This window comes from Agrobacterium sp. 10T429, from assembly GCF_056393925.1.
On record NZ_JBFTGV010000002.1, the window covers coordinates 114,631 to 139,232 of the forward strand.

Here is a 24,602-nt window from a genome sequence, read left to right on the forward strand (position 1 = left end):
GCTCGAAGCTCGCCTTGCAGCCTATGAGAAGGCAACGAAGTCCTGATGCGCCATACCGCCTATTTTGGTGACGGCGAAAAGACCTTCGCCCTCACGACCGAAATGATTCTCGAATTGGAGCGCACGACCGGCGTCGGTATCGCGGCGCTCTATGCCCGGTTCATGCGGCAGCATTTTCATTTCGCTGACATGATCGAGATCATCCGCACCGGCCTTATCGGTGGCGGCACGTCCCCGCTGGCCGCCCAGACCCTTGTCGACACCTACGCAAAGCCGCGCCCGATCATGGAAGTTTTTCCGCTGGCCTTCGACATTCTGGACGCCCGTTGGAACGGCACGCCGGACACCCCGGCGATATCCCAGGACGAATTGCGACAGGCCGCAGCCACAGGTGACATGAGCGCCGCCGTCAATGAAGCCCTGAAGGACACCGGCCTGTGATCGCAGCAGAGAACCTCGAAATCAAGGCTGAAGTCTCTATCGATGATACTGGCGCTGTGACCGGCATCGCATGGCCTTTCGGTTCCCCCGATAGCGTTGGTGACGTGATCGAGAAGGGAACAATAGCCTTCGCGAACAGCGTCCCTATGGTCATGGAGCATGACCAGCAGAAGGTTGTCGGCGTCTGGGAAACCTACACTGAAACAGACAACGGCCTTGAAGTGAAGGGCCGCTTGTTTGTGGAAGGTATTGGTCCCGCACGCGATGCACACCGGCAGCTAAAGGCCGGGAAGATCGGCGGCTTGTCTATCGGCTTCCGTCACACCGGCTTTGATCCGCGCGCCGCAGGTGGCCGCGTCTTCAAGTCCATCACAGTCAACGAAATCAGTCTTTGCCGTCGTCCGGTTCATCCGGGCGCGCGCGTCAACGTCGTCAAGTCAATCATCGAAGGAAACCACATGGAAGAAGAAATGCAGAACGCACCGGAAGCCAAGGCTGACCCGGTTATCTCCGCAGAAGACGTGAAGGCCATCAAGGCCCGCATGGACAAGCTGGAAGCCAAGGCGAACCGCCCGCTCGCAGCGAACAACAACCATCCGGTAAGCGACAACGAAAACAGCGAGAAGAAGGCGTTCGTCTCCTATCTCCGTCGTGGAATCGAACGTATCAGCCCGGATGAAGTCAAGGCGCTCACGGTCTCGACCGACGCAAACGGCGGATACCTGGCACCGGAAGAATTCGGCAGCGAGCTTATCAAGCTGCTGAACGAATACTCGCCGATCCGCTCCTATGCCCGCGTCGTCAATATCTCGGCACCGGAAATCAAGTATCCGCGCCGCGTGTCCGGCACTGCCGCAACGTGGGTTGCGGAAACCGAAGACCGCACCGAAAGCGGCATGACCTTCGAACAGGTCACGCTGACCCCGTTCGAACTAGCGACGTTCACCGACGTTTCGAACCAGCTTCTCGAAGACAATGCCTATGGCCTCGAAGGCGAGCTTCTTGCCGACTACGCCGAAAGCTTCGGCAAGACCGAAGGCGTTGCATTCGTGAAGGGAACTGGCACCGGCCAGCCGCGCGGCATCATGACCGCAACGGGCATCAAGGAAGTGAAGACCGGCGTTGCCGCTGCCTTCCCGTCCACGAACCCTGCCGACGTGATCATCGGCATGTATCACCAGATTGCCACGTCGCACGCCCAGAACGGCGCTTGGCTCATGAACCGCAACACCCTGTCCCTCATCCGGCAGTGGAAGGACGGCACGGGCCGCTATCTCGTGCTTGATCCGATCACGGCAGGTGGCGTCATGACCCTGCTTGGCCGTCCGATTGTCGAAATGCCCGACATGGACGACATCGGCGCTGGCAAGTTCCCGATCCTCTTCGGCGACCTGTCCGGCTATCGCATCATCGACCGCGTAGGTCTGTCCACGCTCCGCGACCCCTACAGCCTTGCAGCGAAGGGGCAGGTTCGCTTCCACGCCCGTAAGCGCGTTGGCGCTGACGTGACGCATCCCGACCGCTTCGTGAAGCTCAAGGTAGCGGCGTAATCCCATGACCTACCAGCGGCCCGCATATGAGCAGGTAACGATTGCGCACGGTGGCAACACCGTGACGCTTCGCCCAACCTTGCGGGCCGCAACTACCCTTGAAGCACGCTCCGGCTTCCCCGCAATGTTCCGGGCGCTGGACGAAGGCAGCTTCACGATCATTTCCGAAATCATCCTTGCGGCTTCATCCTCCGCGCAGGATGCGGCGGCTTTCTTGGCTGGCATACCCGGAAAGCCGCTTTCCTCTTTCTTCGACGCCGTGCAAGCACCGCTCCTTCAGCTTGTCATGATGTTACGCCCGGCCCCGATGAGGGAGGCAAGTAAGTCCGCTCTTACTTTACCGGGGAAGCCCGTGTCATGGCCGGATTACTACGCCGACCTCTATGAGAAGGCGACCGGCTGGCTTGGCTGGACACCGGATGCGGCATGGAACGCCACGCCTACTGAAATCGACTGCGCCTATTCCGGCCATATCGGCAAGCTGAATGCCATTCACGGCAGCAGCGACGCCAAGGAAGACAAGCAGACCGACCCCGAACAGGCCGCACGTAACGTGGAAGCTGGCCTTGATCCCGAATTTGACCGCGCCGGGCTTCGCGCCCTCAAGGCAAAGATCGGTGGTCGCGCATGAGCTTGCCGCCACGCATCTGTTCTTGTGGCCGCATTGTGCCGCATGGCGTTCTTTGTGAATGCCAGCGCGCCGCGACCCGCGAGCGCAACGCCCGCCACGATGCACGCCGCCCTTCGGCGCGTGCGCGTGGCTATGACCACACATGGCGCAAGGCCCGCGCCGAATACCTCACCATGCACCCGCATTGCGCCATGCCCCGTTGCGGCAAGCCTGCATCCGTCGTGGATCACATCATCCCGCATCGTGGCGACCGGAACCTGTTCAACAGCCGCGCCAACTGGCAGCCCCTTTGCGCACCTTGCCACAACTCAATCAAGCAGCGGCAGGAACACAAGCCATGACGTCTACGGGATTGCGCTGCCTCCGTTCTAGAGTTGCCTCACGACTTGGGTATTCGCCGCAAAAGCGGACGCTTTTGACCCGCTATGTAAATTGCGAACCAATGATCACCGCTGCGGAATTCACTATACAATGCTTCCGTTCTCGGCGTCCCTGTCCAGCGCTCGCCCGGTTTCAATCCGTATGGAAGAGCATCTGCTGCGTTGCTCCCTCGAATACTTGGCTCTTCGCATCGATGAACTTTGGCGACGCGCGCCATCAACCGATCAAGGGTGGTTCGGTAGCGATGAACCTCAAGTCGGTCGATACCGATTACCGTTCCGCCCGTATTTACAATGGATACCAAAAGAAGTGGGCCATCATGGATTGGCACACCATCTTGAATGGTCCCTCGAGCGAAAACTTCAATGGCCAGTTTCGCCCTTTGTCCTCGCAACTGTCTATACGCAAATGCCGCGCCCATGATGGTGGCAATAGCACCCACCGCACTCCAGAATTCCCCACTCACGCAAAATACCCCGATAACGAAACAAACGAATGCGTTCGCCCTATAGCGGGGTGGTCATGAATTTTCCGTGCATCGAGGGGACCGGCGCGGGGAGCACCTTACAAGAGACGCCGAATATAACTTTTTCTGGAAAGGCCGAAAACGCATGAACAGCGTCCCGCTTTCGCTTGCGAAATCACACCTGAATATCGACGGCACGACCGACGACGAACTGATTTCGTTCTACATCGAAGCCGCAGATGCTTGGATTTCCAACTACATCGGCAAGCCGCTCGACGATCTTGATCCCGTTCCGGCAGACCTGAAGCGCGCGGCGCTGTTACTTGTCGCCTATTATTATGAGCAGCGGGAAGCCATCGCGGCGGGCATTTCCATGCAGTTTGCGCCGCTCGGCGTGACCAATATCGCCAATTCTTACCGCGAAAACTGGTTCGGCAATGGCGAATAAGAACGACAACGGCCTTGCTTCGACCCTCGCAGCCTTCGACCGCATCAAGCGCGCCCCGCGTGAGGCCGTGCGCCCGGCGCTGATCAAGGCAGGCCACAACCTCGCAAATGCAATTGAACTGCTTGCGGAGCGCAGTCGCGATACCGGCGCGCTTATCGATAGCATTTCCGTCACGCTACCGGGACGGTCTACCCCGCCATATTCTCAGCCGGGCGGCTCGCGTGTTGCCGGTGAAACCGAAGTGATTGTGACGGTTGGCGACGCCGATGTCCGTTACGCACACCTTGTCGAATACGGCACCGCAGACACCGAAGCGCAGGCATTCTTTTGGCCCGGCTTCCGGCTTACCCGCGATGAGAACGAAAAGGCCTTAACCCGTGCCGCCAAGAAGGCGGTGAAGGACGCATGGAATAAGTAATGATCGAACCGTCCCTCGCACTTCAGACGGCTATCCGTGCCACCCTTGTCGCCAATCCGGCAGTGAGCGCCTTTGTTCCGGCAGACCATATCCGGGCCGGTGGTTCGCGACCTGACAAGACGCCGTGCATCATCATGAGCAACGGCACCACCGAATTGCATGGGCAGGACTACACCGCCCAGCGCGCGGCGTGGGTCTACATGGACCTGCATGTCTGGACATTGGACGCGGGCGAGGACGCGGCCAAGGAAATCGCGTTCGCAGTGACCACCGCCCTCGACAAGCCCATGACCGTCGAAGGCGGGTATTGCGACCATTTCCGCATCACGCGGGCGGTCTATCCGCGCGACCCTGACCCGTCATATGGTCACGGCGTTCTGTCCGTTGAAGCCCTCATCCGGTGGATTATCTGATGCGTGCCGGGAAGCTTGATCGCACCATCACCCTTGAACGGCAGCTTGAAACCGTAGGCCCGACCGGCGCGGTTTCATCCGCCTGGACGATTATTGACACCGCGCGCGCCGAGATCGTGCAGCAGTCGGCGACCGAATTCTTGACCGGCTATGGCGCGGCAGAGAACGGCAGTGTGATTTTCCGCATCCGGTATCTGCCGGGCATCACGACTGCAAACAGGATTTCCTACAACGGCGCGGCCTATGACCTGAAGGAAATCACTCAAATCGGCAGGCGGCGCGGCCTCGAACTGCGGGCGGTTGCCACGTCATGACGCATACCCGTGGTGTGAAGCCCGCTATTTCCCGTGACAGTGACGCGCTCAAGACGGCACCTTCGGCACCGAAGCACCTATCCGGCTACGCGCGCGACGAATGGAAGCGAATTATGCCGGGCCTCATTGAACGCGGCATCGTCACGAAGTCAGACCTTAGCGGCATTGAAGAACTTTGCATGTCGCGCGGCATCATCCGTGAGATTGAAGCAGCGCGCCGGGCATCGCCGGACCCGCTCGACAAGGTTCTCTTCGGAATGCAGAACCGCGCCATGCAGACGGCACGGCAGCTTGCCGCCGAATATGGCCTGTCGCCAGTATCGCGCGCCCGCGTCGGCAGTGCATCCGGTAACGATGACGACGCCAGCAACCCCTTCATGGTGCAGTAATGGCGGGCAGCACCTATCCGGCATGGGTATTCGACAACAGTCCGATTGACGATCCTTTCGGCCACGGCGAGCGCGCCGTGCGCTTTCTTCGCCTTCTGAAGCATCCTGCCAGCAGTGCGCCGGGCAGCTTCTTCACCTTGACCCGGTGGCAGGAACGTATCATTCGCCGCATATACGGGCCGCGCAATTCTGACGGCACGATGATCGTGAAGACGGTCTTGCTGTTTCTTCCGCGTGGCAACCGCAAGACCAGCCTCGCCGCAGCGCTCGCCTTGCTTCACACCATCGGCCCGGAAGCCGCTCCCGGTGGACAGGCAATCTTCGCGGCAAAGGATCGCGATCAGGGCAAGATTGGTTTCGAGGAAGCCCGGAACATTATCCTTATGGATAAGCGGCTGATTGCCGGAACTCGCATCTATGACGCCAAGAATGCAAAGAAGCTGATCGAATGTCCGGTGAAGCAGGCCACGCTTGAAGTCATGTCTTCAGACGGTGGCAAGGCGCACGGTCTTTCCCCGACTTTCATCCTCGCCGACGAACTGCACGTATGGAAGGGCCGCGAGCTTTGGGAGGCCCTGAAGTCTTCYCGCGTGAAGAAGCGCCCCCTGACGATCATCTGCACCACGGCAGGCGCTGGACAGGAAAACTTGCTCTATGACGAGTATTTAAACGCTTGCAAGATCGCCAGCGGCGAGAAGGTTAACCCGTCCTATCTGCCTATCCTGTTTATGGCCGAACCCGGCGACGATTGGGAAGACCCGGCGACGTGGCACAAGGCGAACCCCGGCCTTGCAGACGGTTTCGTGTCGGTCGAAGAATTCCGCGACCTTGTAGCCGACGCCCGCGACCGTCCGCAGGAACGCTATGCCTTCCTTCAGTATAACCTCAACACCTGGCAGGCCGCTTCCCGCGAACCGCTTTTCAGTATGGCCGCATACGATGCCGGACATGATCCGAACTTCGACCTTACCGATCTTGAGTCACTTCCGGCCTATCTCGGCGTAGACATGAGCGTCAACGGCGACCTGACCGCAGTTGTGGGCGCGTGGCGTCACAGCGACGGGCGTGTTTTCACTCACCCGTGGTTCTTTGTTCCGGGCGATGATTTGCGCGAGCGTGGTATTCGCGACGGGGTTCCTTATGAGCGTTGGCGCGACGACAAGTTCATTATTGCGGTTGATGGGCCGGTTATTCAGCCGGAAGCCGTCGAAGCCCATATTCGCGAGCTTTGCGCCCGGTTCGACGTGCGGGAAATCGCGTTCGACCCGCATCTTGCCCGCATGACGATGCAGCGCCTTCATGATGATGGCTTGCCCGCAATCGAGATGCGGCAGGGGCCGCTCACTATGGGACCGGCCATCGGCACCCTTGAGCGCGTCGTGAACGGCTTCAGCATCCGCCACAACGGACACCCGGTTCTTCGCCATCACTTCGATAGCGTTGTCGCCAGCCGGAACGATACCGGCCTTGTTCGGATGCACAAGGGCAAGAAGACCGACCGCATTGACGGTGCAGTTGCCGCAGCAATGGCCGTATCACGCGCCGCCGCGAACGATAGCCGCCGCTCAATCCTCGACATGGACCCCGACGAATACGACCGCCTTTGGTCAGAAGCAGCATAAGGAAACACGCAATGAACGACGAACAGCGCCTTGTCGTGAGCCTTGAGGCTCGCATGAACAAGTATGAAAAGGACATGGCTCGCGCCCGCAACGCGACCAACGACAACTTCAAGAAGATGGAAAGCCGCGCCCGGCAGTCCGCCCAGAACATGGAAAAGTCGATTGGCGGCGTCTCCGGGAAGCTCGAAAGCATGTTCACGCCGCTGATGCGCGGCGGCGCTATGGTCGCCGGTATCGGTGGTGCGGCTATCGCCCTCAAGCAGATCGCCGACAGCGTGGCCGAAGTTGATCGTGAGGCCCGCAAGGCTGGTGTCTCTGCGAAGGTATGGCATCAGTGGTCATACGTTGCAACCGCAACTGGCATGAGCATCGACGGCGTGACCGACGCACTCAAGGAACTCAATATTCGCGGCGACGAATTCGCCCGCACCGGCAAGGGTAGTGCGCAGGAATGGTTCACTCGCTTCGGCTATACCGCTGAAGAGGTAGGCCGCAAGCTTCAGGAGCCGAATGCCTTCCTTGATGAACTGATCGGCAAGATTCAGGAGCTCGACCGCGCAGGACAGACACGCGCCCTTGACGAAATTTTTGGTGGCGAAGGTCAGGAGCAGCTTGGCAAGATTCTCGGTATGAACGTCGCCGAAATCCAGAAGATGCGTAGCGAGGCCGCGACCTTCACCGACGAACAGATTGAGGCCGCGAAGAAGATTGATCGCGAGTTTTCCACCATGTGGCGGAACTTCACGATATATGCCAAGCAGGCAGCTATCGAAGGCGTCAACGTCGCATCGCACATCATCGGTGCAATCAATGACCCGTCCGGCGGTGCGCGTGACAAGGCTGTTGCGGCCTACAATACGCCGGAACAGCAGCTAAAGCGACTTCAGGATCAGCGCGCCCGCATCCTCCGTAAGATTGCCGATACAGAAGCTAATCCGCTCAATTTGATGAAGGAAGTCGAACTTCGCCAGCTTCGTGCCGCCTTGTCCGCCGTGGATGCCCAGATTGATGAGGCGAAGGGAGGCAGTGACGAATTCAAGCAGGCGCTCAAGGAATTGTCGTCAGCAAGCAACAGCCTGTCCGGCGCGTTCGGCGGCAATGTCACCGCAACCGCGAACTTTAAGGCCGCGCTCGCCGACCTGAAGAAGCTTGTGCCGGAACTGAAGGCAGAACTGGATAGCCTTGCCACAACGGACGGCATTGATGCCGCATACCAGCGCGCCGTCGGCAACGCCCGCACGATGGGCGAAGTTATGAACGCCACCGACCTTGCGAACCGCGCCAAGAGCATCGCCCGGTTCGGCAAGCACGATAATTTCCTTGATCTGGTCGCCTCTGTTGAAAGCGGTGGCGATTATAATTCAACCCTCGATAATGGCCGGTGGACCGGCGGCGCACAGAACCTTGTCGGGATGACGCTTAATCAGGTCCGTGACCTTCAGCGCACCATGCTTGCCAATCCGGCGAACCGCGCCCTCTACGGCGACGGCAAGGGTTCGTCCGCACTTGGCCGCTACCAGATCACGGGCGCGACCCTTGAGGGGCTTATTAAGGAACTCGGTTTGTCCGGTGATCGGCTCTACGATCAGGATACCCAGGACGAACTTGCCCGCGCCCTCATGCGTCGTCGTGGCAATGATCCGGCTGGCCTTCGCAATGAATGGGAGGGTTTGCGCCGTGTCGATGATGGCACCATTCGGGACGCCTATAACGGCACGCCGACCGCCGCCCAGCCGCTTGCGCCGACAGATAGCGAGAAGGCGAAGACCGATCTCATCAAGCAGCAGGACGCAGCCCGCAAGAGCTTGAACCAGTCAGTGCAGGAAGGTCTTGACCTTGCCCGGTTCGAGCAGTCGATTTCCGGCATGTCTGCATCACAGCAGCGCATTGAACTTGCCGTGTATCAGACCCAGCAGGAAGCCAAGCGTGCAGGCATCGTGCTAACCGATCAGGAACTTGCGAAGATTCGTGAGAAGATCACGCTCACCCAGCAGCTTGACGGACAGAACAAGGAAGTCGTCGCGTCGTCGGAAGGATTGCAGGACGCACAGCAGTTTTTCGCCGAGAGTTTCACCAGCAGCTTGTCGGGCTTGCTGACCGGCACCCAGACGTTAAACGGTGCCGTGCGCAGCCTGCTAAACAGCTTGATCGATGCAACGCTTCAGGCCGCGCTTCTCGGCAAGGGACCGCTCGCGGGTATCTTCGGCACGGCCCCTAAGCCTAATGCAGATGGTGTGACGCCTGCATTGGGTGGTTTGTTCGGCGCTCTCTTTGGCTTCGCTGACGGTGGCTACACCGGCGATGGCGGGAAGCATGAACCGGCTGGCGTGGTGCATCGAGGCGAGTATGTTATGAGCAAGAAGGCAACGCGCCGGATCGGCGTCGGCAATCTTGAGGATATGCACCGCAGCGCGCTTGGTGGATTTGCCGAAGGTGGTTTCGTCGGCAATGCACCCTCTATCCGCACGCCGGATCCGAAGGCAGCAAACGGCAATGCAGCGGTGCAGGCGATTTCCATCAATGCGCCGATCACCGTCAACGGCAGTGCCGGGACGCCGGAACAGAACAACGACCTTGCGGGGAAGCTGGCGAAGCAGATGGAAACGACCGTTCGCGGTGTCATTGCCGACGAAATGCGCAAGCAGAACAAGCCGGGCAATTACATGAACACGAGGAGCCGGTAACGGCTAGGCCCAAGCTTTATCCAGAACCGTCTTAAGATGGTTGAGCGCCGATGCAGTGTTCGGCGCAACATATTTGTATGCTTTAACAGGATAGGGCTTCTTGATAACGCTGGCGACAAGCCCAGCCAATTCAACGAGCTTTCCCTGCTCACCCTTCTTGATGACGATAGCCGGTAGGTTGTATTCGCTTAGCACTTGATTTTCTAATAACCATTTCTCGACCGCGGCATTTTTCGGAATGGCCGAACCGACGTTGACGATGACTTCCTCCCCCGATTTTACTCTTGCGGTCACGGTGCAAAACCAAAGGAATAGCTGTTTCCTCGCATCATAGTCGCCGGAGCTACGACCATCGACATGGAAGAACGAGCCGCTCTCCAGCTTTTTGATCCGCCTGTCAGCGAATCCACCGTATGCGTCGATGAATGTCTGTTTCACATGGTTGATACTGGTCATTTTCTGCCCCCAATTCGCTTTCTGACCTTCATGCACGCGTCTGGTTGTTTCGATAACATGGCAAAGTATTCGTAACCAACGTTCTTTGACTCACTGGGCAGCATAGGCGCGTTTCGTGGGCAGGCGTGTCTCATCGCGCGCGCCTAACCCTGAACGCTTCTGTGTGAGTCTTTATGACGGAAACACGAAATTCTTGGCCGGGGAGTCCGCTTGCCTTCCCCGGAAGGTTCGTCAGCATGCGTGAACTTTTGCACGTTACATCTATATTCTTATATTAGATAATATAATTTCTTGAGGTATATAACATACGTGCAAAAGTTCACGGAAATCCCTTCCGGGGAAGCGAGGGCGAAGCGGGCAAACCTTTAGGGAGTAGGTGATTCAGCATCACAGTTGACGAGTGCTTGCTATTGGTTTATCAATAAACCAATAGCAAGGAGATACTTATGATCAAGTCAGATGTCGTTCGCGTTCCGCCTCGTCGCCTCGAACAGCTTCGCGCCATTGGCGCGAAGCTGAACCTTTCCGTTGCCGATACCATCGCACACATGATCCGAAAGGAAGTGCTGGCTGGAACTATCCCGGCCCAGATTCCCGGCATCATCATCACGAAGGTGGAAAACGGCGTTTCAATCCAGATTGATGAAGGTCCGGCAAAGGTGATGCGCACCGCGAGCGCTCGCTACCTCGTGCAGGTGATCCGTGATGCGGTCGCGGGGAAGTCGGGCGTCATCGACATGGATCACGGCTTCATGTTCATGCGTCGTGGCGCTGGCTACAAGCTGTCAATTCCGTTCGGAGGCGAAGAACATAGTCTCTCCCGCGACCTTGCTCTTGAGTTGGCTGACCTCATCGAACTTGCCTCATAAGAAAACCCCGGCGCGTGCTTAAAACGCCGGGGTTTTGATGCTCACAACCCGATGACTGATTGTTCACAATGGATAGCTCAAATTACGAAGATCGTCAACATTTAATGAACGATGATGAGCCGACGTGCGAGGTAATTTACGAACCGGTGAAGCTGACGGCATACGACCGACGCCGTGCGGAATTGCGTGATGCGGAAGAGAAGCGTGACGTGATTGCGGCATTGCCTGAACGCACGCAGGCCGAAGTGAAGCAGCTTGTGATCCTTGAGGCTCGGGTCGCAAAGGCGAAAGAGCGGCTCGACAGCGAGGTGAAGCGTGGAAGCGATGACTTGTGGCGGAAGCGTCGCGGCATCGACAGTTGGCGCGGTGGTGAGGGCAAGGAGCTTTACAATGCCTCACGACGACAGAGCCGACGCGCACCGAATGAGAGGTTGACGGACCTGACGCCCGAACAGAAGGCGCAGCGGAAGAAGGACCAACGTTCGGATGCGAATTGGAAGAAGGCACGCGCTGCGAAGGGCTGGAGCGAAGAACAAATTACGGCAGCACTTGCCGTCCGTGTAGAGGCGCGCCTAGCGTCCCGGTCGCCGGAAGCTGAGGGCAGCCGTGAAATGGAACAAGACCCAACTTACGGAATGTTCGGATAATCGTCTGCATCCCGGCCTCATGGTCGCTATAAGGAACATATCGGCGGTTTTGGTCCCGGCGATACGTGGATAGAAAAAGCCCCTGCGATTGAGAGCGTGGGGGCTTTTTCGTATCTCCTAATACTGAAATACTGATTTCCTGATTTATATATTTACATATATAAATCAATAACTTGGAAGGAATTTCTGCTTGCCAAATCACATCGCCTGAATCATGAAGGTGTAGCTCAATCATGGGCAAGGGATTAAAATCAAAATGCAACCATCCGCATACTTTGAGAATGAGATTTACTTCGCGGTGATTGACCGCCTTGAGGACATCGCAAGGGATTTCGAACCAGCCGCGCCAGACGACCTGCGCACTCGGATCATTGAAGCCGTAGGCGATCTCGGCGTGTGGCCTAAGACTTGCTCACCTTTGTCTGTCGTCCTTGATGTGGAGGCAGCGTGATGAGGACAGTCTCGCTTGACCACTCCACCTTCGGCAAACTCGTTGCTACATGGGAGCGTGAGGGCCGAATGATAGTAGTTCGGTATGGTCATCACGAAAAACGCGCACAGGCGAGTGACAACGATAAGGTCAACGAAGTCCTTGCGTTGGACATTCTCAGAGGGATCGTAGCTCAAGAACTAAAAGATTAGCAACCGGCCCGCCTTGTGCGGGCCGTTCTCTTTTCGAAGGTATGTGATGCCGAGCAAATACCACGGACTACCCGCAGAGGAAGCAGACGACCTCATGATCGGGATAATTGGCCTTCTCGTCGCCGAAGCAATGGACGAGGCTAGGGCAATGACGCGAAAAGAATGGGATGAGCGCGATATGTGCCATGTGCCACACTACTTCGCCAGCGCAATCTACTACGCCGTTCAAAATCGGATGCGGGGTGCGCCATGACACGCTTCAGCGCCCAAGCGGTAGAGAAACACATTCGAAAGAAGCATCCCGGTTGCCCTGATTTCGCGACGGCGTTCTTTGTCGGCGAGATCGTGGATAGGGATTGGCACGGTGCTTCATTGGGCAAAGTAGTCGGCATCACCATGCAAACCAGCTTGCGCCACCTCATGACAGACTACGACCAGATGCTTCTTGAGGGCGTTGACCGACTAGAGGCTAGGCGGCGCGTGCAGCCGAAGATTGATGCGATGATATCGAAATGGCAGCAAAAGCCAAGTTTCTGCGATCTTTGATTCGCTTGCTAAGTCTAGCCCCTAAAAGTGCTTTCCAAGTTATCCACACTGGGTCCACAGGAAATGTAGCTCTAAACCAAGATTCCTGTGTGTAGCGTGCTTGACAGCTTTTTTGCAGCCTCGAGTTCAGCTAGTTTGAGATTGTTCGACGCGAATCGCCGTCGAGCGCCCGAGCGGGATAGTCCCGCTTTAGGCACCCGTGGGCCGCACACTCAGAAAGCCGACGCGGCAGGCAAGCAGACTCTATGAGGCCACTCCTTGAACAAGACCAGCCCTATAGTGATTTGCGATGCTGAACAAGTCGGTTCGTTGCGAAAGGCAACAACATGACTAAACGCAGACGGTCGCCGAAGGTGACTCCAGACATGGCAGCGAAGATCAAACGCTACCTTCTCGATAACCTTAACCAGCACGATATCGCGGCTATTTTCGGTATCAACCAAGGGCGAGTTAGCGAGATCAAAAACGGGACGCGGTTTGCCGAAGTTCCGGCGGGCGGTGCGTGATGGCGAAAAAGCAATCTTCATCATCTACGTCCAGCCTTGCTGCAAAAATCCTCAATGGCAGCAAAAAGGCGTCCCCGGCGGATGCAAAGAAGCTAGCCGCTTCCGTTCTTTCACAAGATGAAAAGAAGGGTAATCGATAATAGGAGTCCGCCGGGGAAACCCGGCGGATTTCACTGTTAGAATAACTTGCACGCGCGCGGCTTGTGAGGCCGTGAAATGTGCGAAGGGTGATGCGGGTGTGGGGAGACAGGCACATGACAGATTACCATGAGAAGAAGCCCGGATTCGGGAGGGTCTTCTTAGGCATTGCGATAATCTTCGTCGCAATTTTTGCATTGTCAAAGATGACGCCGCCAAACTCGCGTCCGAGTGATGCGTCGTCCACTCAAGGTTCCGGGGTATCAACTGAGACCTACCGGCTGATTCACGCAATTGGAAGTGACGAGAAAGAAGCAGCGCGAGGACTTTCAAAACGTGGGTGCGACAGCCAGAAAGTGGAACTGAAGGCTGTCGCTGAAGCCTTGGGAACATATAACGAGAAGACTGGCTTCGGTTCGATAACCTGTCTCCCGGAATCTACATTTTAAGCTTCAAATTAAAGGCATTCTAGGCATGATCAGCATCAGTTTTCGTGAGTTCAAAGAACTTGTTCTGCTAAACTTTGCCGTGTCAGTTGGGGCGGATACTAGCGTCAACAAGGATCCGGCGGAGGCAGCCGCTTTAGTTAGGGCAAGCCACCCGGGAAGCTGGATATATGAAGCTGTTGAAATTCTCGCCGCTGATGGTCTGCTGAAGGGGATGAGGCTATTGAGCGGTGAAGGATCATATTCTTTAACCGGGAAGGGTATCGAGCGAGCTGAAGAAATTGCGCTGGCTCAAGGGACTCATCTTCATGAATTGATACAGGCAGAACGAGGAATTTTCAGCACCGTAGATGAGAATGGCCAAGCGCTGTCTAGCGAGGATGGCAACGCACTTGTAGGAATAACGAGTGGACCTGTTCAGTCTCACAATATCATAAAACTCGATCCGCTTTCCATTGCTTTCCGTGAGCTTGATGAGCAAATGGCCATAACCATCAAAGACTTGCGCGGAAACAACGCGCTGATCGAATTTAACGGACCTGAAGCAAGTCAACGATTGGCTGAACTTGAGGCAGGCCGAGCGCTTATTAAAGCGGATCAGGCGGACGGCGGACTAGTTCTACGCGTCCTTCTTCCTTCGCTGAATTGGCTAGGAAAAAAAGTTGCAGACGAAACAGCTAAGATGGCGATCCAGAAATTGATCGCTCTGGTTATAGCAATGTTCACGACCTCTTAGGTGTCTCCTCCGGTTTATCGTCTAAATATAAAACTGAAAATTTATGTTGCTCAACCAAAACAAATAGCGGATGATCGAAGCCTGTTCGTTACAAACAAGAGTGCATTACAAGCCTACAAAGTGCTGGAAATAAGTGTTGAAATTCAACGACATAGTCGATTTCGAATCTCTCCACTCCGACCATTTAAAGCGAAACATTCGCTTGTCGGTGTAACCCTTTCAAATAATAGCTTCCGTTCAGTCCGCTGAAGGTCCGGCCAATGTGCTTTCGGCCGTGCCGATCGTCATGACATTGCCGCGCCATGCAACCGCGCTGCCGATCCAGCTGCGTACCCAGACGAATGGCATGATGACATCCCGCGCGACCATTGCCGGAAGGGTATAGAGTGATACCGGCCACCGGTTGAGAGCTGCGAGCGCCAGTTCCGGGCCATACATGATGGCGAGTACGGCAATCGCGGTGACGGCAAGGTTCACATCGGCGGCAGCGGCGGCAGCGAGTGCGAAGAGGAGCGGGGGAAGCGCGCCGGTGAGGATTTCCGGGGCGAAATATTGCGGGAAGGTGACGCGCCGCAGCCGCGCCCAGCGGGTCTGCCGCGACCATATCTCACCGGCATGGCGCTGTCCGAGCGGCTGCTCGAACGGGGCCGACACCAGGTGTACCTTGCGACCGGCATTTCTGACCAGCTTCGTGGAAGCGGCATCTTCGGCGATTTCGGCGGCGAGCGCGCGGATGCCGCCGCGCTCTTCCAGGAACGGCTTGTTCCACAACATCGATTTGCCCTGCGCGAAGCCCATGCCGATGGCTTCCGCCGCATATTGCCAGCGGCCTTGCGAGCCGTTGAGGAAGGCGCATTCCACATGCGCCCAGAAGCCATCCGGCCGGGAGCCGAGCGGTGGCGAGCAGACCAGTCCGCTATCCGGCCGCCAGGCCGACATCATGGTTTCGATATAGGATTGCGGCATCAAAACATTGGAATCGGCCAGAATGACCCATTCGTGCCGAGCAGCACGCCAGCCCTTGACGCAATTGTTCAGTTTGGGATTGGCGCTGATGCGATCATCGCCGATGAGCAATTGCGCTGAAACTGCGGGGAAGGCCGCGCTTGCCTTGCGCACTTCCTCGATCACGGGATCGAACTCGTCGGCGACGCAGAACAGAAGCTCATAGTCCGGCCAGTTGAGCTGGAAGGCGCGCGACAGCGTCAGCGGTGTGAAAGTTTCGATGCCGCGCAGCGGCACCACCAGTGATACCGGCGGTTTCTGCCGGACAAGTGCGTTGTCCGTATCGCATCTTTTCAGCCGCCAGCCTGCCAGAACGACGCCGAGAAGATTGAAGGCGAGGAGCAGAATTGCGCAAAGGGCAAAAACAGTTTCCATGCTGGCCAGTTCCACTCCCAAGCTTTCAGCGGTTTACCCGCCAACCGATTCCATGGAATTCGTCATTGCGGATTATAACGTTTGCATGACAGTTACATGTCATGTTCCGCAGGCAGGATCCGACTTCGGTCGTTCATGCGCCCCTGGCGCACGGGTCGATGCCGCGTTTGTTACCGAGAAAGCGTGAACGGTTTTTGCAGACTACCTCTTCGCTAGGGGAGACGGTCGTTTGCCTGGTTGAATGCCATAACGACGAAGCGGGCGTGTCGCGCTATCAGGAATAGTCACGTCGAAACACCGATTGTAAGACAGAAATCTATCCGAGTATTGACTGCCGGTGCATGGGGAAAATTAAGACGGTGTATCTCACAGCAACCTCCCGATCCCTGTGCGCCCGGCCATTTGAATAGGACGAAGCTCAGGCTTCAATCAAACGGGCGATCCACGCAGGTGGATTGCCCGTTGTTTTGACCTCTGGAGGTGAGTTGATGACTGCAGATCGACTTGCCGCTCATCCGATTGTCATCACCGTAAGTGTCTGATATTTAGTCTATAATATTCACAAAGCCTTCCGCGTGACGACCTAGTGGATGTTCAGAATATGCGCGTGGCTGCTTGCGACCAGAAACGATTCCCGCGCTTTTTCGATGTCGCATTTTCCGGCGATAGCATCGAGACAGTTCCTGCGCGCGTCCTCATATTCCGGTCCGTGTTCGTCCGGCCAGCGGTACATCAGCATGTCCAGCGCCACCAGAGGGCTGTAGATTTCCACCGCTGCGGATAGCGGCAGGTGGATAGCCACCGGCTTCATCCACGAGGCGTGGTGACACGGCTCCGTTTTGTTAATCAGCATGTCATTCTCCTCCCTGTTTCATGCGCCTTGACGGCAGATTTCACTCCCATGCGCGAAATGCTCACCTCACGAAATGGTTCCCGATCACCTAAAATGTGATCGGGCAGGGGGTTCCAATTTGCCAAGATGAATGGAAGATGAACGAATTGATGAACCGGAGATGAACAAAACCGTGATTCGGGCGTTGTAATAGCCAAGAAGGAGAACGCACATGTTCAATTTGTCAGGCATTCAGGAAAGCTTCTTTGGAGACCGCATGGCGGGTGTATGCGAGGCCATCACCTCTGCATTGGCTTTCGAAAACGGTCTCGAGAAGTCGCGGATTTCCGCAACCGTCGAAAATGACGTGATCTATCTCGAAGGGACGGCGGATTCGGTCGAGGCAATCGACATTGCCATCAATCTTGCCGCATCTATTTCCAATTGCCGGATTTTGAGCCATATCGAGCCGGTCTACTGAGATCTTGCCGGCCGGGCGAAACGTCGTTCGGCCTTTTCAGACGCAGTAACGCGGCAATGTCATTTCCGGTTGCCGATTTGTGCACTGCGAACCACATCGCCCGGTTTGATGCCGTAGCGTTTGGCAGTGCCGCCATTCAGTTCAAGCACGAATTTGACCGACCCACGGGAGCTGATGATCGCTTCTGAATGTGGCACGGCGTTTTCGTGGATATGGGTTATGCGCCCGTCCCGGGCGATAAACACCATGTCGAGCGGAATGAGAGTATTCCTCATCCACATGGCCACGTCCCGCTCCTTGCCGAAATCGAACAGCATACCGCTTCCAAGCGGCATGGACTTGCGAAACATAAGGCCCTGTTCGCGCTGGGCGTTGTCCAGCGCCAGTTCCGCAACAAATTCGTGGGTTTCTCCGGAGGCGGTCTCTATCGTCAGCGGTTCGGATTGAAACGTCTGCTGCTGTTGAGCCTGTGCTGCGCTTGAGAGCGTGAAAAAAAGAAGCGCCAGAACGGCGCTCTTCATCAAGTTGCGAAACACAGCGGCCATCAGTGCGACATCCCGATCGGGGTCGGGTTGTCGGGGTGGATTTCCGCCGCCATCAAACCCTTGTCGCCATCGCCAAAGCGCACCAGCACCACCTGGCCCGGACGCAGTTCCGTGAGGCCGAAACGGCGCAGCGTCTCCATATGCACGAAAATATCTTCCGTGCCTTCGCCGCGCGTCAAGAAGCCGAAACCCTTGGTGCGGTTGAACCACTTGACGATTGCACGCTCAAGCCCGCTTGACGGCGTAACCTGCACATGGGTGCGCACCGGCGGCAGCTGCGACGGGTGAACGGCGGTGGACTGATCCATCGACAGGATGCGGAAGGCCTGAAAGCCGCGGTCACGCCGCTGGATGAGGGCAACGATGCGTGTACCCTCGAGAATGGTCTGATACCCATCGCGGCGCAGGCAGGAGACATGCAGCAGCACGTCCTGCATGCCGTTGTCAGGCACGATAAAGCCGAAACCCTTGGCAACGTCGAACCATTTCACCGCGCCGGTGATTTCGGTCAGGTCCACGGCATCGGCCGAAAGGTCCTCGACATCGACTATCGTTTTCGATGACATCCTATCAGCCATATCCTGCCAACCCCTCGATTACGCGCCACACACCGGTCAACTGATTCCTGTGTACCAGATTAACATCTTGGTAACGGTTCCACGCAAGCCCTAGTTTTTGATTTGCGTAGCTGCTTTTATGTCGCCGCCCTTGTCCGGGGCTTGCGATCATGCGTTTATGGCCCGGAAAAGCGTATTGGAGAGGAAGAAAATGCGGTATCTGCACACGATGGTTCGCGTCAAAGACCTTGGCGAATCAATGAAATTCTATTGCGACCTGATGGGTCTCGAGGAAATACGCCGGATCGAAAACGAAAAAGGCCGTTTCACTCTGGTTTTTCTTGCAGCGCGCGACGATGTCTCTGCGGCGCGGGAAAAAAAGGCGCCTTCCCTTGAACTCACCTACAATTGGGACACCGAAGATTACACCGGCGGCCGCAATTTCGGGCACCTGGCCTATGAGGTCGACAATATTTATGACTTCTGTGCACACCTTCAGCAAAATGGCGTCGTGATCAACCGGCCGCCGCGTGACGGTCACATGGCCTTCGTTCGTTCGCCCGACGGTATTTCTTTCGAAATCTTGCAGAAGGGCGAAAGCCTCGCGCCAGCCGAACCGTGGATATCTATGCAGAATACGGGTTCCTGGTAGGGGTTTTCCCGACCAGAAGCGACGATTTCGGTCACTCTTGCCTTGTCCGGATGGGTTGAGGCATAGTCCGCGAATCGAAACGGCATGTCCTGTTTTGAAAAAGCAGACGATTCCGTTCCCGTGCTGCTGTTGTAAATGCAAGATACGGAGGCCACCCATGAAAGCTGTCGATAGCGCGAAAGGACGCGTTGCCTGTCAGCGTCTTGTTGTCGCGGTTTCGTTGCTCGGGCTTGCCGGATGCGTTTCAGCGGTGACGGATGACGACATGGCTGCCAACAGCAAAAAGCCGGCGATTTCCGCCGAGCAGAAGGCGCAGGCGGCATCGGCGGTTCATAATCCGGCCGCCAAACAGCAGCAGGGGCATTACGTGGATCCCGCCGTGGCCTCCGCAACCGGCGGGGCCGTTGCGGCCCAGCCGCAGGCGCCCGGTGGCCCCGCACAGGGTTACGGTGCCGCCGCCGATATCGGCGGCCTGACGACGCAGCCGACGGCGATTTCCGCGGGTACATCAAGCATATATTCAAGCAGACCTGCCGTTGCGGCGGGGGCTACAGCCGCAGCGGGTGCACCTTCCCAGGGAATCGCGCCCGCCGTCAGCAGCGTCTACTCGGCACCGGTGCAGGCGACACAGCCGCAACCGGTATCCGCAACAGGACAAGCGCCGACTGCCGTGCCGGTACCGGCAGAACAGCACAGCGAAAACCGTCAGGCGGTTCCCGTACCAGCGCCGCAAAATGCGTCGGAACAGCTCGCAGCTGCTTCAGCACAGTCTTCTGGAGCCGGAAAACGGGCAGGCGAGGGGCAGGAAAGTGAGGGCACAGTCGTGCCGCTGGCAGCTTTCTTCGCCGGTGCGGCCAAGAAGCGCCTTCCGAAAATGATCGAAAACGGTACGGCGGAGAATACGCAGGTTGCCGCGCTTTCCGGCGGGTCGGACAGGACGATGGGTATAGCGCTTTCCGGCCGTTCGATGATGTCTGACGAATTCGACGATGCGCATCTTGAAGACGAGGATGACCAGCCGGCCGGCCTGATGAAGCTTGCCTCGCTCTCCGGCCTCACTCGAGTTTCTCCGAACGGGCTTTTCCTGCAGACCGATCATGTTGAAGTCGGTTGTTTCAAGCCGGAACTGGTGCGCATGATCAAGGATGTCGAGCGCCACTACAACAGCCCGGCCATCGTCACCTCGGGTTATCGCCCGCCAAAGGGCATAAGGCAGGGTTCCAAGCACTACACCTGCGATGCAGCCGACATCCAGATCAAGGGCGTTTCCAAATGGGAGCTTGCGTCCTATCTGCGCTCGATGCCTCAACGTGGTGGTGTAGGCACCTATTGCCACACCGAATCGGTTCACATGGATACGGGCGAAGCCAGAGACTGGAACTGGCGCTGCCGCCGCACCGCCCCGCGTAAATAATCTCGCGCCGCATTCTCGAACCATCAAAGCTTGCGCGTTGCTCGCCCGAAATTTTGCCGGCGTGGAAATCACGGCATGCAGACAGGGTGCGCCACATGCTGTAGGAGACGGTTTCCCGACCCTATGCGCATGGTGCTTTCCGAATGCTGCCGATATCCGCTTTTCCCGTTTACATCATCTCCATCGCCAGAGCGCGCGCCCGTCTTGAAAAGATGCTGAACGGAGCATCAGGTCTTGGGCTGGATTTGCGCCCGGTGGAAGGTGTTGACGGTAAGACCATTCCCGCTGCCGAATGGACGGATTTTAACAGGCGCGGCTTTGAGCTTCGCAACGGCCGTCATGCCTTGCCTGGGGAGTATGGCTGTTATGCCAGCCATATCAAGGCACTGGAGATTTTCCTCGCCACGGATGCGCCGGTTGCCGTGATCGTTGAGGATGATGTTGCCTTCACGCCTGACTTCTCCGATCGGGTCAAGGCAATGATCGCGATCATGCCTGAGAATTCCATCGTAAAGCTGACCAATCACCGCCACAGAGGTTTCAGAGCCAGGAAGACCAGCGCTCTCGGAGACAAGCTGGGGCGCTGCATATACGGGCCACAGGGATCGTCGGCCTGCTATATCATCTCACGCGGTGGAGCGGAGGAGTTTCTGAAAGCGGCAAGGGTGATGACGCTGCCTTTCGACCGGGCGCTGGAATGCGGCTGGGGTTACGGCACGCATGTCTACGTCACCGAAAAGGATTTTCTGCCTTTCGGCGATCCGGACACGCTGGTCGGCACGCGCGCGGAATATCGCGGCAGCAAATTTGCCCGGTTGAACCGGGTGCCAGCCTATCTCTCCAGTTTTTATGACAATATTGCGCGGTATGTGTACGCCTATCTGTAGAGGGAGGCCGCTTAACGCACGAAATCTTCCCTCTGGACCGCTTTGCGGCCCGTGAGGCTTTCTTTTTGGATGCTGAAGAAAATCGGCTTGGTGGAGTCCGTTCCATTTTCGTGCGGATGGATCGTTGAGCCTCCCGGCTCCCACCAGTTCGGGTGTTTCTGGATCAGAGACCAGGCGTAGATCCGCTCGCTTTGCCATTGCTCGTTATCTTCAAGCTCCTGATAGAGGCCATGGAGAATTACGCTTGTCCATGTGCTGGTGTTTTTGACCTCATCAACCTGAAGGCAAACATGAGGGTTCAGGCGCATATTCTCTATCTTGGCTCCCATCATCGAGAAGCTGTAGACTCCACCCTCGTGAAACACGAAATGGATCGGCACCACATAGGGCCTGTCATGATCGATACAGGCAAGATGCCCGAAGCTCATCCGGGAAAGGAATGCGATGCATTCCGCCGATGTCATTTCTTCTAGATGGACACTTGACGCCATGATGATCACTCCGTTCTGGGCAGGTGACAACGATCATCTGATCGCGCCGCCTTCATTTTCCCATCTCTCGACAGCCGGGCTTCCGGATTTTTGGGTAGACTGAAATATGTCCCGGTTCTTATGGTGAGGAGCCGACGCAGCCGGGATTGGTTTACGCCTGCCGGAACCACGTCGAATGGCGGCGATCAGAACTGGCCTGCACGCGTCGAATTTCGACGAACCGCATAACGTTGCAGCACCTTTTTCAAGCCTGTCGATCGCCTTGACGAGCAGTGGCGCACGATCTGGATCGACATTTCGTTTTCGATTGATGGAAGACATTTCGTCCTCCTTTGGTTGGGGCCAAGGCAGATGCACCTTTACACAACAGCGCCCGCTTCAAATGCTGCCATTGATTTATTCTGCGCTCTATATGAGGGATGCGCAAGCACATAGCTTGTCTGGAAACCATCCATGAAGTGCTGCAGCTGCTACTGTACGACCGGCACACAAAGCGCGTTCCGTTGCACATGGAATCGGCGCGCGGGCGCGATTTTCCGTATTCTGACGTAAATTTTCTAGCCTGTTTGTTTCAGCACGAGTTTTGTCAAAAGGTCGATCTGCTGCTGCTGTTTATCGACGAGAGCTTTCAGCTCGATAGAGCGCATCCGATCGAACTTATCGTGCAGCGCCATGATTTCGATCTCTGCCTTCAGATTGACCTCGTAGTCATGTGCGGCGTCGATCCGATCCTTGGCCGCATGGCGGTTCTGGCTCATCATGATCACCGGCGCCTGAACCGCTGCGAGCATGGATAAGATGAGATTGAGGAAAATGAACGGGTAGGGATCGAAGGCGTTCGAAGTCGCGATAATGTTTGCGCTCAGCCATATCGCAAGCAAAGCCGCAAATATAAGGATAAAGGTCCAGGAACCACCGAATTTGGCAACCGCATCCGCAAGCCGCTGGCCGGGCGTCAGTCTCTCGTCGAAAACCGCATTCGCGTCAGTCGAGATGGTGCGCCTTGCTGCAAGACGACGAAATATTGCTTTTTCCCTGTCTGGCAGCAGCTCAAGCGGTTTCCCCAGATAACGGCTCGCTCCCTGCGCCAGGTCCTGAGGTATGAGGATGTCACTGTCGTCTTCGATATGGGTTGCCATTGTTCTTTCTCCCTTGGCTCGCGCCAATCCGACAACCGACTCCGGACCGAAGGCCGCCCCTACACGGATCAGGTATTAGCACACGCCATCGTACCATGCTTTGCATTGAGCGGCCTTATCGGCCGGTTCGCGAGCCAGGGGACGGCGTGTCGGGGAGGGCGGCGATTTGCGTTCTTCTGGGGGGCAGTTTCAGGGACGAGGTCTGTCGGGACGCAACTTCATGTCACGCGGCGCAAGCGCATATCGTTACCGCCAGCGAACATATCGATGAGCATTATGCGTCTTAACTTACTGATATCTTTGATGAAGGTGGTGAGAGCGCAGGGATTCGAACCCTGGACCTACTGATTAAAAGTCAGTTGCTCTACCGGCTGAGCTACGCTCTCCCGTGTCGGGGCTGGGATGCCCTTCGGAAGTGCGCGGAACATAGGTAGAGCGATCCGTTCGGTCAACCCAAAAAAAGCGCTTTCTACAATCAATCCGTTTTTTTTTGTCGCACCCCCGAAAAGGTGATTGGAGAGAGGGGGCGGCTGGGGATAAAAGCGGCGTCAGACATGTCTGGCAAACGGGTGAAATCGTTTTGCGGCAATGGCATGCGCCAAAATGAGAGCGTGAAACGCGGCGAATCTCGGGAATCGCGACGTGCCTTGCTGATCTTTTTGCGCGTGACGTTATCCCAAAACCGATTCCCGCTTTTGGGAGACATGCGTCAATGCGGAGTTCTTTCTTGTCGATTGCCGATATTTCCCTGTTCAGCGCGCTTCTGGCCGGTGCCCTGTCATTTCTGTCGCCCTGCGTCCTGCCGTTGGTGCCGCCTTACCTCTGCTATATGGCCGGTGTTTCGGTGGAGCAGTTCAGGACGGAGAATACCGCGCCGCGGCCTGAAATCCGCCGGGCCGTGCTGTTTTCGGCTTTCTTCTTCACGCTCGGTTTTGCCACGGTCTTCGTGGCGCTGGGTGCCGGTGCTTCGACGATCGGCACGCTGTTGCGCCAGAACCTCGATATTCTCGCCAAGATTGGCGGTTTCATCATCATCCTGATGGGCCTTAACTTTCTCGGTGTTTTCCGCATTGGCCTGTTTTCGCGTGAGGCGCGGTTTCAGGGGGCGGGCAAACCGGCCACGCTTTCCGGCGCCTATGTCATGGGCCTTGCCTTTGCCTTCGGCTGGACGCCCTGCATCGGTCCTGTCCTCGGCGCGATCCTCGGCGTTGCCGCCTCGCGTGACACGGTTGGCGATGGCGCGATGCTGCTTGCGGTCTATTCGCTTGGCCTTGCGGTGCCATTCTGGATTGCTGCAGCCTTTTCCGGTTCCTTCATGCGTTTCCTCGTCCGTTTCCGCCGCCATCTCGGTCTTGTGGAAAAGCTGATGGGTGTGTTGCTGGTGCTCACCGGCCTCGCTTTCATGACCGGTTTCATCACCAATGTGGCGATCTGGTTCCAGGAGACCTTTCCGATCCTGATGAAAATCGGCTAAGCCTCCC

At 56.9% G+C, this 24,602-nt stretch carries 31 protein-coding genes and 1 tRNA gene; 22 read left to right on the top strand and 10 right to left on the bottom strand.

What is annotated here, in order from left to right; all coding sequences use genetic code 11:
- The first annotated feature begins 45 nt into the window (after nt 1-45).
- The 4 genes from AC1DCP_RS05530 to AC1DCP_RS05545 are packed head-to-tail and all read left to right on the top strand — an operon-like array spanning nt 46 to nt 2,963.
- Nucleotides 46-441, top strand: a complete 396-nt coding sequence (locus AC1DCP_RS05530) for a gene transfer agent family protein (protein ID WP_476774163.1) — start codon at nt 46-48, stop codon at nt 439-441.
- Nucleotides 438-1,991, top strand: a complete 1,554-nt coding sequence (locus AC1DCP_RS05535) for a phage major capsid protein (RefSeq protein WP_476774164.1) — start codon at nt 438-440, stop codon at nt 1,989-1,991. Before AC1DCP_RS05530 ends, AC1DCP_RS05535 begins: the two co-directional genes overlap by 4 nt.
- Nucleotides 1,992-1,995: 4 nt before the next feature.
- Nucleotides 1,996-2,622, top strand: coding sequence for a hypothetical protein (locus tag AC1DCP_RS05540; protein WP_476774165.1), 627 nt, complete (start codon nt 1,996-1,998; stop codon nt 2,620-2,622).
- A complete protein-coding gene (locus tag AC1DCP_RS05545; protein ID WP_476774166.1) occupies nt 2,619-2,963 on the top strand; it encodes an HNH endonuclease signature motif containing protein in 345 nt (114 codons plus the stop codon). The genes AC1DCP_RS05540 and AC1DCP_RS05545 overlap by 4 nt, the downstream gene beginning before the upstream one ends.
- A gap of 38 nt (nt 2,964-3,001) precedes the next feature.
- Here AC1DCP_RS05545 and AC1DCP_RS05550 read toward each other — a convergent pair whose 3' ends face one another.
- Nucleotides 3,002-3,469, bottom strand: coding sequence for a hypothetical protein (locus AC1DCP_RS05550; RefSeq protein ID WP_476774167.1), 468 nt, complete (start codon nt 3,467-3,469; stop codon nt 3,002-3,004).
- 145 nt (nt 3,470-3,614) lie between these two features.
- On the opposite strand from AC1DCP_RS05550, the gene AC1DCP_RS05555 reads away from it, so the two are divergent.
- Genes AC1DCP_RS05555 through AC1DCP_RS05585 form a run of 7 tightly spaced genes read left to right on the top strand, consistent with a single transcriptional unit; the run spans nt 3,615 to nt 9,757 of the window.
- Complete coding sequence (locus tag AC1DCP_RS05555) at nt 3,615-3,917, top strand: head-tail connector protein (RefSeq protein ID WP_113048679.1); 303 nt, start codon at nt 3,615-3,617, stop codon at nt 3,915-3,917.
- On the top strand, nt 3,907-4,335 hold the full coding sequence (locus AC1DCP_RS05560; protein ID WP_476774168.1) for an HK97-gp10 family putative phage morphogenesis protein: 429 nt from the start codon (nt 3,907-3,909) through the stop codon (nt 4,333-4,335). Before AC1DCP_RS05555 ends, AC1DCP_RS05560 begins: the two co-directional genes overlap by 11 nt.
- Nucleotides 4,335-4,748 carry a DUF3168 domain-containing protein gene (locus AC1DCP_RS05565; RefSeq protein ID WP_476774169.1) on the top strand — a complete coding sequence of 138 codons (414 nt, stop codon included), beginning with the start codon at nt 4,335-4,337 and terminating at the stop codon, nt 4,746-4,748. Before AC1DCP_RS05560 ends, AC1DCP_RS05565 begins: the two co-directional genes overlap by 1 nt.
- On the top strand, nt 4,748-5,062 hold the full coding sequence (locus AC1DCP_RS05570; RefSeq protein ID WP_476774170.1) for a head-tail adaptor protein: 315 nt from the start codon (nt 4,748-4,750) through the stop codon (nt 5,060-5,062). The genes AC1DCP_RS05565 and AC1DCP_RS05570 overlap by 1 nt, the downstream gene beginning before the upstream one ends.
- The gene (locus AC1DCP_RS05575; protein ID WP_476774171.1) at nt 5,059-5,451 is read left to right on the top strand and encodes a P27 family phage terminase small subunit; all 393 of its coding nucleotides are present in this window, start codon (nt 5,059-5,061) and stop codon (nt 5,449-5,451) included. The genes AC1DCP_RS05570 and AC1DCP_RS05575 overlap by 4 nt, the downstream gene beginning before the upstream one ends.
- Nucleotides 5,451-7,073, top strand: coding sequence for a terminase large subunit (locus AC1DCP_RS05580; RefSeq protein ID WP_476774172.1), 1,623 nt, complete (start codon nt 5,451-5,453; stop codon nt 7,071-7,073). The genes AC1DCP_RS05575 and AC1DCP_RS05580 overlap by 1 nt, the downstream gene beginning before the upstream one ends.
- An 11-nt stretch (nt 7,074-7,084) precedes the next feature.
- Complete coding sequence (locus AC1DCP_RS05585) at nt 7,085-9,757, top strand: hypothetical protein (protein WP_476774173.1); 2,673 nt, start codon at nt 7,085-7,087, stop codon at nt 9,755-9,757.
- A gap of 3 nt (nt 9,758-9,760) precedes the next feature.
- Here the strand turns inward: AC1DCP_RS05585 and AC1DCP_RS05590 are convergent, their stop codons facing one another.
- On the bottom strand, nt 9,761-10,213 hold the full coding sequence (locus AC1DCP_RS05590; RefSeq protein ID WP_476774174.1) for a hypothetical protein: 453 nt from the start codon (nt 10,211-10,213) through the stop codon (nt 9,761-9,763).
- A 446-nt stretch (nt 10,214-10,659) separates the two neighbouring features.
- Between AC1DCP_RS05590 and AC1DCP_RS05595 the strand changes: the two genes are divergently transcribed.
- From AC1DCP_RS05595 to AC1DCP_RS05620, 6 genes are all read left to right on the top strand, one after another.
- Complete coding sequence (locus AC1DCP_RS05595; protein ID WP_476774175.1) at nt 10,660-11,082, top strand: hypothetical protein; 423 nt, start codon at nt 10,660-10,662, stop codon at nt 11,080-11,082.
- Between the two features lie 59 nt (nt 11,083-11,141).
- Complete coding sequence (locus tag AC1DCP_RS05600) at nt 11,142-11,729, top strand: hypothetical protein (protein WP_476774176.1); 588 nt, start codon at nt 11,142-11,144, stop codon at nt 11,727-11,729.
- 891 nt (nt 11,730-12,620) lie between these two features.
- The gene (locus AC1DCP_RS05605) at nt 12,621-12,917 is read left to right on the top strand and encodes a DUF2293 domain-containing protein (RefSeq protein WP_476774177.1); all 297 of its coding nucleotides are present in this window, start codon (nt 12,621-12,623) and stop codon (nt 12,915-12,917) included.
- Nucleotides 12,918-13,282: 365 nt separating this feature from the next.
- Nucleotides 13,283-13,423, top strand: a complete 141-nt coding sequence (locus AC1DCP_RS05610) for a hypothetical protein (protein ID WP_476774178.1) — start codon at nt 13,283-13,285, stop codon at nt 13,421-13,423.
- Nucleotides 13,424-13,677: 254 nt separating this feature from the next.
- Entirely contained in the window at nt 13,678-14,010 is a 333-nt protein-coding gene (locus tag AC1DCP_RS05615) for a hypothetical protein (RefSeq protein WP_476774179.1), read from the top strand.
- Between the two features lie 25 nt (nt 14,011-14,035).
- Complete coding sequence (locus AC1DCP_RS05620) at nt 14,036-14,743, top strand: hypothetical protein (RefSeq protein WP_476774180.1); 708 nt, start codon at nt 14,036-14,038, stop codon at nt 14,741-14,743.
- Between the two features lie 237 nt (nt 14,744-14,980).
- Here AC1DCP_RS05620 and AC1DCP_RS05625 read toward each other — a convergent pair whose 3' ends face one another.
- Both AC1DCP_RS05625 and AC1DCP_RS05630 read right to left on the bottom strand, forming a co-directional pair.
- Nucleotides 14,981-16,123 carry a ceramide glucosyltransferase gene (locus tag AC1DCP_RS05625; protein WP_065687267.1) on the bottom strand — a complete coding sequence of 381 codons (1,143 nt, stop codon included), beginning with the start codon at nt 16,121-16,123 and terminating at the stop codon, nt 14,981-14,983.
- Between the two features lie 583 nt (nt 16,124-16,706).
- The gene (locus AC1DCP_RS05630) at nt 16,707-16,976 is read right to left on the bottom strand and encodes a DUF982 domain-containing protein (protein ID WP_003515956.1); all 270 of its coding nucleotides are present in this window, start codon (nt 16,974-16,976) and stop codon (nt 16,707-16,709) included.
- 211 nt (nt 16,977-17,187) lie between these two features.
- Between AC1DCP_RS05630 and AC1DCP_RS05635 the strand changes: the two genes are divergently transcribed.
- On the top strand, nt 17,188-17,436 hold the full coding sequence (locus tag AC1DCP_RS05635) for a BON domain-containing protein (protein ID WP_003515953.1): 249 nt from the start codon (nt 17,188-17,190) through the stop codon (nt 17,434-17,436).
- A 59-nt stretch (nt 17,437-17,495) separates the two neighbouring features.
- Here AC1DCP_RS05635 and AC1DCP_RS05640 read toward each other — a convergent pair whose 3' ends face one another.
- Nucleotides 17,496-17,981, bottom strand: a complete 486-nt coding sequence (locus tag AC1DCP_RS05640) for a DUF192 domain-containing protein (protein ID WP_162696067.1) — start codon at nt 17,979-17,981, stop codon at nt 17,496-17,498.
- Nucleotides 17,981-18,559, bottom strand: a complete 579-nt coding sequence (locus tag AC1DCP_RS05645) for a cold-shock protein (protein WP_112152886.1) — start codon at nt 18,557-18,559, stop codon at nt 17,981-17,983. The genes AC1DCP_RS05640 and AC1DCP_RS05645 overlap by 1 nt, the downstream gene beginning before the upstream one ends.
- 190 nt (nt 18,560-18,749) lie before the next feature.
- On the opposite strand from AC1DCP_RS05645, the gene AC1DCP_RS05650 reads away from it, so the two are divergent.
- The 3 genes from AC1DCP_RS05650 (at nt 18,750) to AC1DCP_RS05660 (ending at nt 21,491) form a co-directional block, all read left to right on the top strand.
- The gene (locus tag AC1DCP_RS05650) at nt 18,750-19,190 is read left to right on the top strand and encodes a VOC family protein (RefSeq protein ID WP_065659292.1); all 441 of its coding nucleotides are present in this window, start codon (nt 18,750-18,752) and stop codon (nt 19,188-19,190) included.
- A gap of 157 nt (nt 19,191-19,347) precedes the next feature.
- Nucleotides 19,348-20,604 carry a YcbK family protein gene (locus AC1DCP_RS05655; protein WP_162696065.1) on the top strand — a complete coding sequence of 419 codons (1,257 nt, stop codon included), beginning with the start codon at nt 19,348-19,350 and terminating at the stop codon, nt 20,602-20,604.
- Between the two features lie 143 nt (nt 20,605-20,747).
- On the top strand, nt 20,748-21,491 hold the full coding sequence (locus tag AC1DCP_RS05660) for a glycosyltransferase family 25 protein (RefSeq protein ID WP_112152885.1): 744 nt from the start codon (nt 20,748-20,750) through the stop codon (nt 21,489-21,491).
- An 11-nt stretch (nt 21,492-21,502) separates the two neighbouring features.
- Here AC1DCP_RS05660 and AC1DCP_RS05665 read toward each other — a convergent pair whose 3' ends face one another.
- The 4 genes from AC1DCP_RS05665 to AC1DCP_RS05680 form a co-directional block, all read right to left on the bottom strand.
- The gene (locus AC1DCP_RS05665; RefSeq protein ID WP_236735593.1) at nt 21,503-21,982 is read right to left on the bottom strand and encodes a pyridoxamine 5'-phosphate oxidase family protein; all 480 of its coding nucleotides are present in this window, start codon (nt 21,980-21,982) and stop codon (nt 21,503-21,505) included.
- Nucleotides 21,983-22,015: 33 nt separating this feature from the next.
- On the bottom strand, nt 22,016-22,303 hold the full coding sequence (locus AC1DCP_RS05670) for a hypothetical protein (RefSeq protein ID WP_155846286.1): 288 nt from the start codon (nt 22,301-22,303) through the stop codon (nt 22,016-22,018).
- Between the two features lie 236 nt (nt 22,304-22,539).
- Nucleotides 22,540-23,121, bottom strand: a complete 582-nt coding sequence (locus AC1DCP_RS05675) for a DUF1003 domain-containing protein (protein ID WP_019567118.1) — start codon at nt 23,119-23,121, stop codon at nt 22,540-22,542.
- Nucleotides 23,122-23,431: 310 nt separating this feature from the next.
- Nucleotides 23,432-23,507: transfer RNA gene (locus AC1DCP_RS05680), tRNA-Lys, on the bottom strand.
- A gap of 341 nt (nt 23,508-23,848) precedes the next feature.
- Here AC1DCP_RS05680 and AC1DCP_RS05685 point away from each other — a divergent pair.
- Nucleotides 23,849-24,595, top strand: coding sequence for a cytochrome c biogenesis CcdA family protein (locus AC1DCP_RS05685; protein ID WP_025593718.1), 747 nt, complete (start codon nt 23,849-23,851; stop codon nt 24,593-24,595).
- The last annotated feature ends 7 nt before the right edge of the window (nt 24,596-24,602 follow it).

Bases quoted from the DNA above. Each gene is read 5' to 3' on its own strand.
- AC1DCP_RS05675 (WP_019567118.1), bottom strand. From the start codon at position 23,121: ATGGCAACCCATATCGAAGACGACAGTGACATCCTCATACCTCAGGAC.
- AC1DCP_RS05585 (WP_476774173.1), top strand. From the start codon at position 7,085: ATGAACGACGAACAGCGCCTTGTCGTGAGCCTTGAGGCTCGCATGAAC.
- AC1DCP_RS05530 (WP_476774163.1), top strand. From the start codon at position 46: ATGCGCCATACCGCCTATTTTGGTGACGGCGAAAAGACCTTCGCCCTC.
- AC1DCP_RS05610 (WP_476774178.1), top strand. From the start codon at position 13,283: ATGGCAGCGAAGATCAAACGCTACCTTCTCGATAACCTTAACCAGCAC.
- AC1DCP_RS05630 (WP_003515956.1), bottom strand. From the start codon at position 16,976: ATGCTGATTAACAAAACGGAGCCGTGTCACCACGCCTCGTGGATGAAG.
- AC1DCP_RS05570 (WP_476774170.1), top strand. From the start codon at position 4,748: ATGCGTGCCGGGAAGCTTGATCGCACCATCACCCTTGAACGGCAGCTT.
- AC1DCP_RS05540 (WP_476774165.1), top strand. From the start codon at position 1,996: ATGACCTACCAGCGGCCCGCATATGAGCAGGTAACGATTGCGCACGGT.
- AC1DCP_RS05625 (WP_065687267.1), bottom strand. From the start codon at position 16,123: ATGGAAACTGTTTTTGCCCTTTGCGCAATTCTGCTCCTCGCCTTCAAT.
- AC1DCP_RS05565 (WP_476774169.1), top strand. From the start codon at position 4,335: ATGATCGAACCGTCCCTCGCACTTCAGACGGCTATCCGTGCCACCCTT.
- AC1DCP_RS05575 (WP_476774171.1), top strand. From the start codon at position 5,059: ATGACGCATACCCGTGGTGTGAAGCCCGCTATTTCCCGTGACAGTGAC.
- AC1DCP_RS05640 (WP_162696067.1), bottom strand. From the start codon at position 17,981: ATGGCCGCTGTGTTTCGCAACTTGATGAAGAGCGCCGTTCTGGCGCTT.
- AC1DCP_RS05595 (WP_476774175.1), top strand. From the start codon at position 10,660: ATGATCAAGTCAGATGTCGTTCGCGTTCCGCCTCGTCGCCTCGAACAG.
- AC1DCP_RS05650 (WP_065659292.1), top strand. From the start codon at position 18,750: ATGCGGTATCTGCACACGATGGTTCGCGTCAAAGACCTTGGCGAATCA.
- AC1DCP_RS05590 (WP_476774174.1), bottom strand. From the start codon at position 10,213: ATGACCAGTATCAACCATGTGAAACAGACATTCATCGACGCATACGGT.
- AC1DCP_RS05645 (WP_112152886.1), bottom strand. From the start codon at position 18,559: ATGGCTGATAGGATGTCATCGAAAACGATAGTCGATGTCGAGGACCTT.
- AC1DCP_RS05615 (WP_476774179.1), top strand. From the start codon at position 13,678: ATGACAGATTACCATGAGAAGAAGCCCGGATTCGGGAGGGTCTTCTTA.
- AC1DCP_RS05620 (WP_476774180.1), top strand. From the start codon at position 14,036: ATGATCAGCATCAGTTTTCGTGAGTTCAAAGAACTTGTTCTGCTAAAC.
- AC1DCP_RS05555 (WP_113048679.1), top strand. From the start codon at position 3,615: ATGAACAGCGTCCCGCTTTCGCTTGCGAAATCACACCTGAATATCGAC.
- AC1DCP_RS05670 (WP_155846286.1), bottom strand. From the start codon at position 22,303: ATGTCTTCCATCAATCGAAAACGAAATGTCGATCCAGATCGTGCGCCA.
- AC1DCP_RS05560 (WP_476774168.1), top strand. From the start codon at position 3,907: ATGGCGAATAAGAACGACAACGGCCTTGCTTCGACCCTCGCAGCCTTC.
- AC1DCP_RS05660 (WP_112152885.1), top strand. From the start codon at position 20,748: ATGCTGCCGATATCCGCTTTTCCCGTTTACATCATCTCCATCGCCAGA.
- AC1DCP_RS05545 (WP_476774166.1), top strand. From the start codon at position 2,619: ATGAGCTTGCCGCCACGCATCTGTTCTTGTGGCCGCATTGTGCCGCAT.
- AC1DCP_RS05635 (WP_003515953.1), top strand. From the start codon at position 17,188: ATGTTCAATTTGTCAGGCATTCAGGAAAGCTTCTTTGGAGACCGCATG.
- AC1DCP_RS05665 (WP_236735593.1), bottom strand. From the start codon at position 21,982: ATGGCGTCAAGTGTCCATCTAGAAGAAATGACATCGGCGGAATGCATC.
- AC1DCP_RS05605 (WP_476774177.1), top strand. From the start codon at position 12,621: ATGACACGCTTCAGCGCCCAAGCGGTAGAGAAACACATTCGAAAGAAG.
- AC1DCP_RS05655 (WP_162696065.1), top strand. From the start codon at position 19,348: ATGAAAGCTGTCGATAGCGCGAAAGGACGCGTTGCCTGTCAGCGTCTT.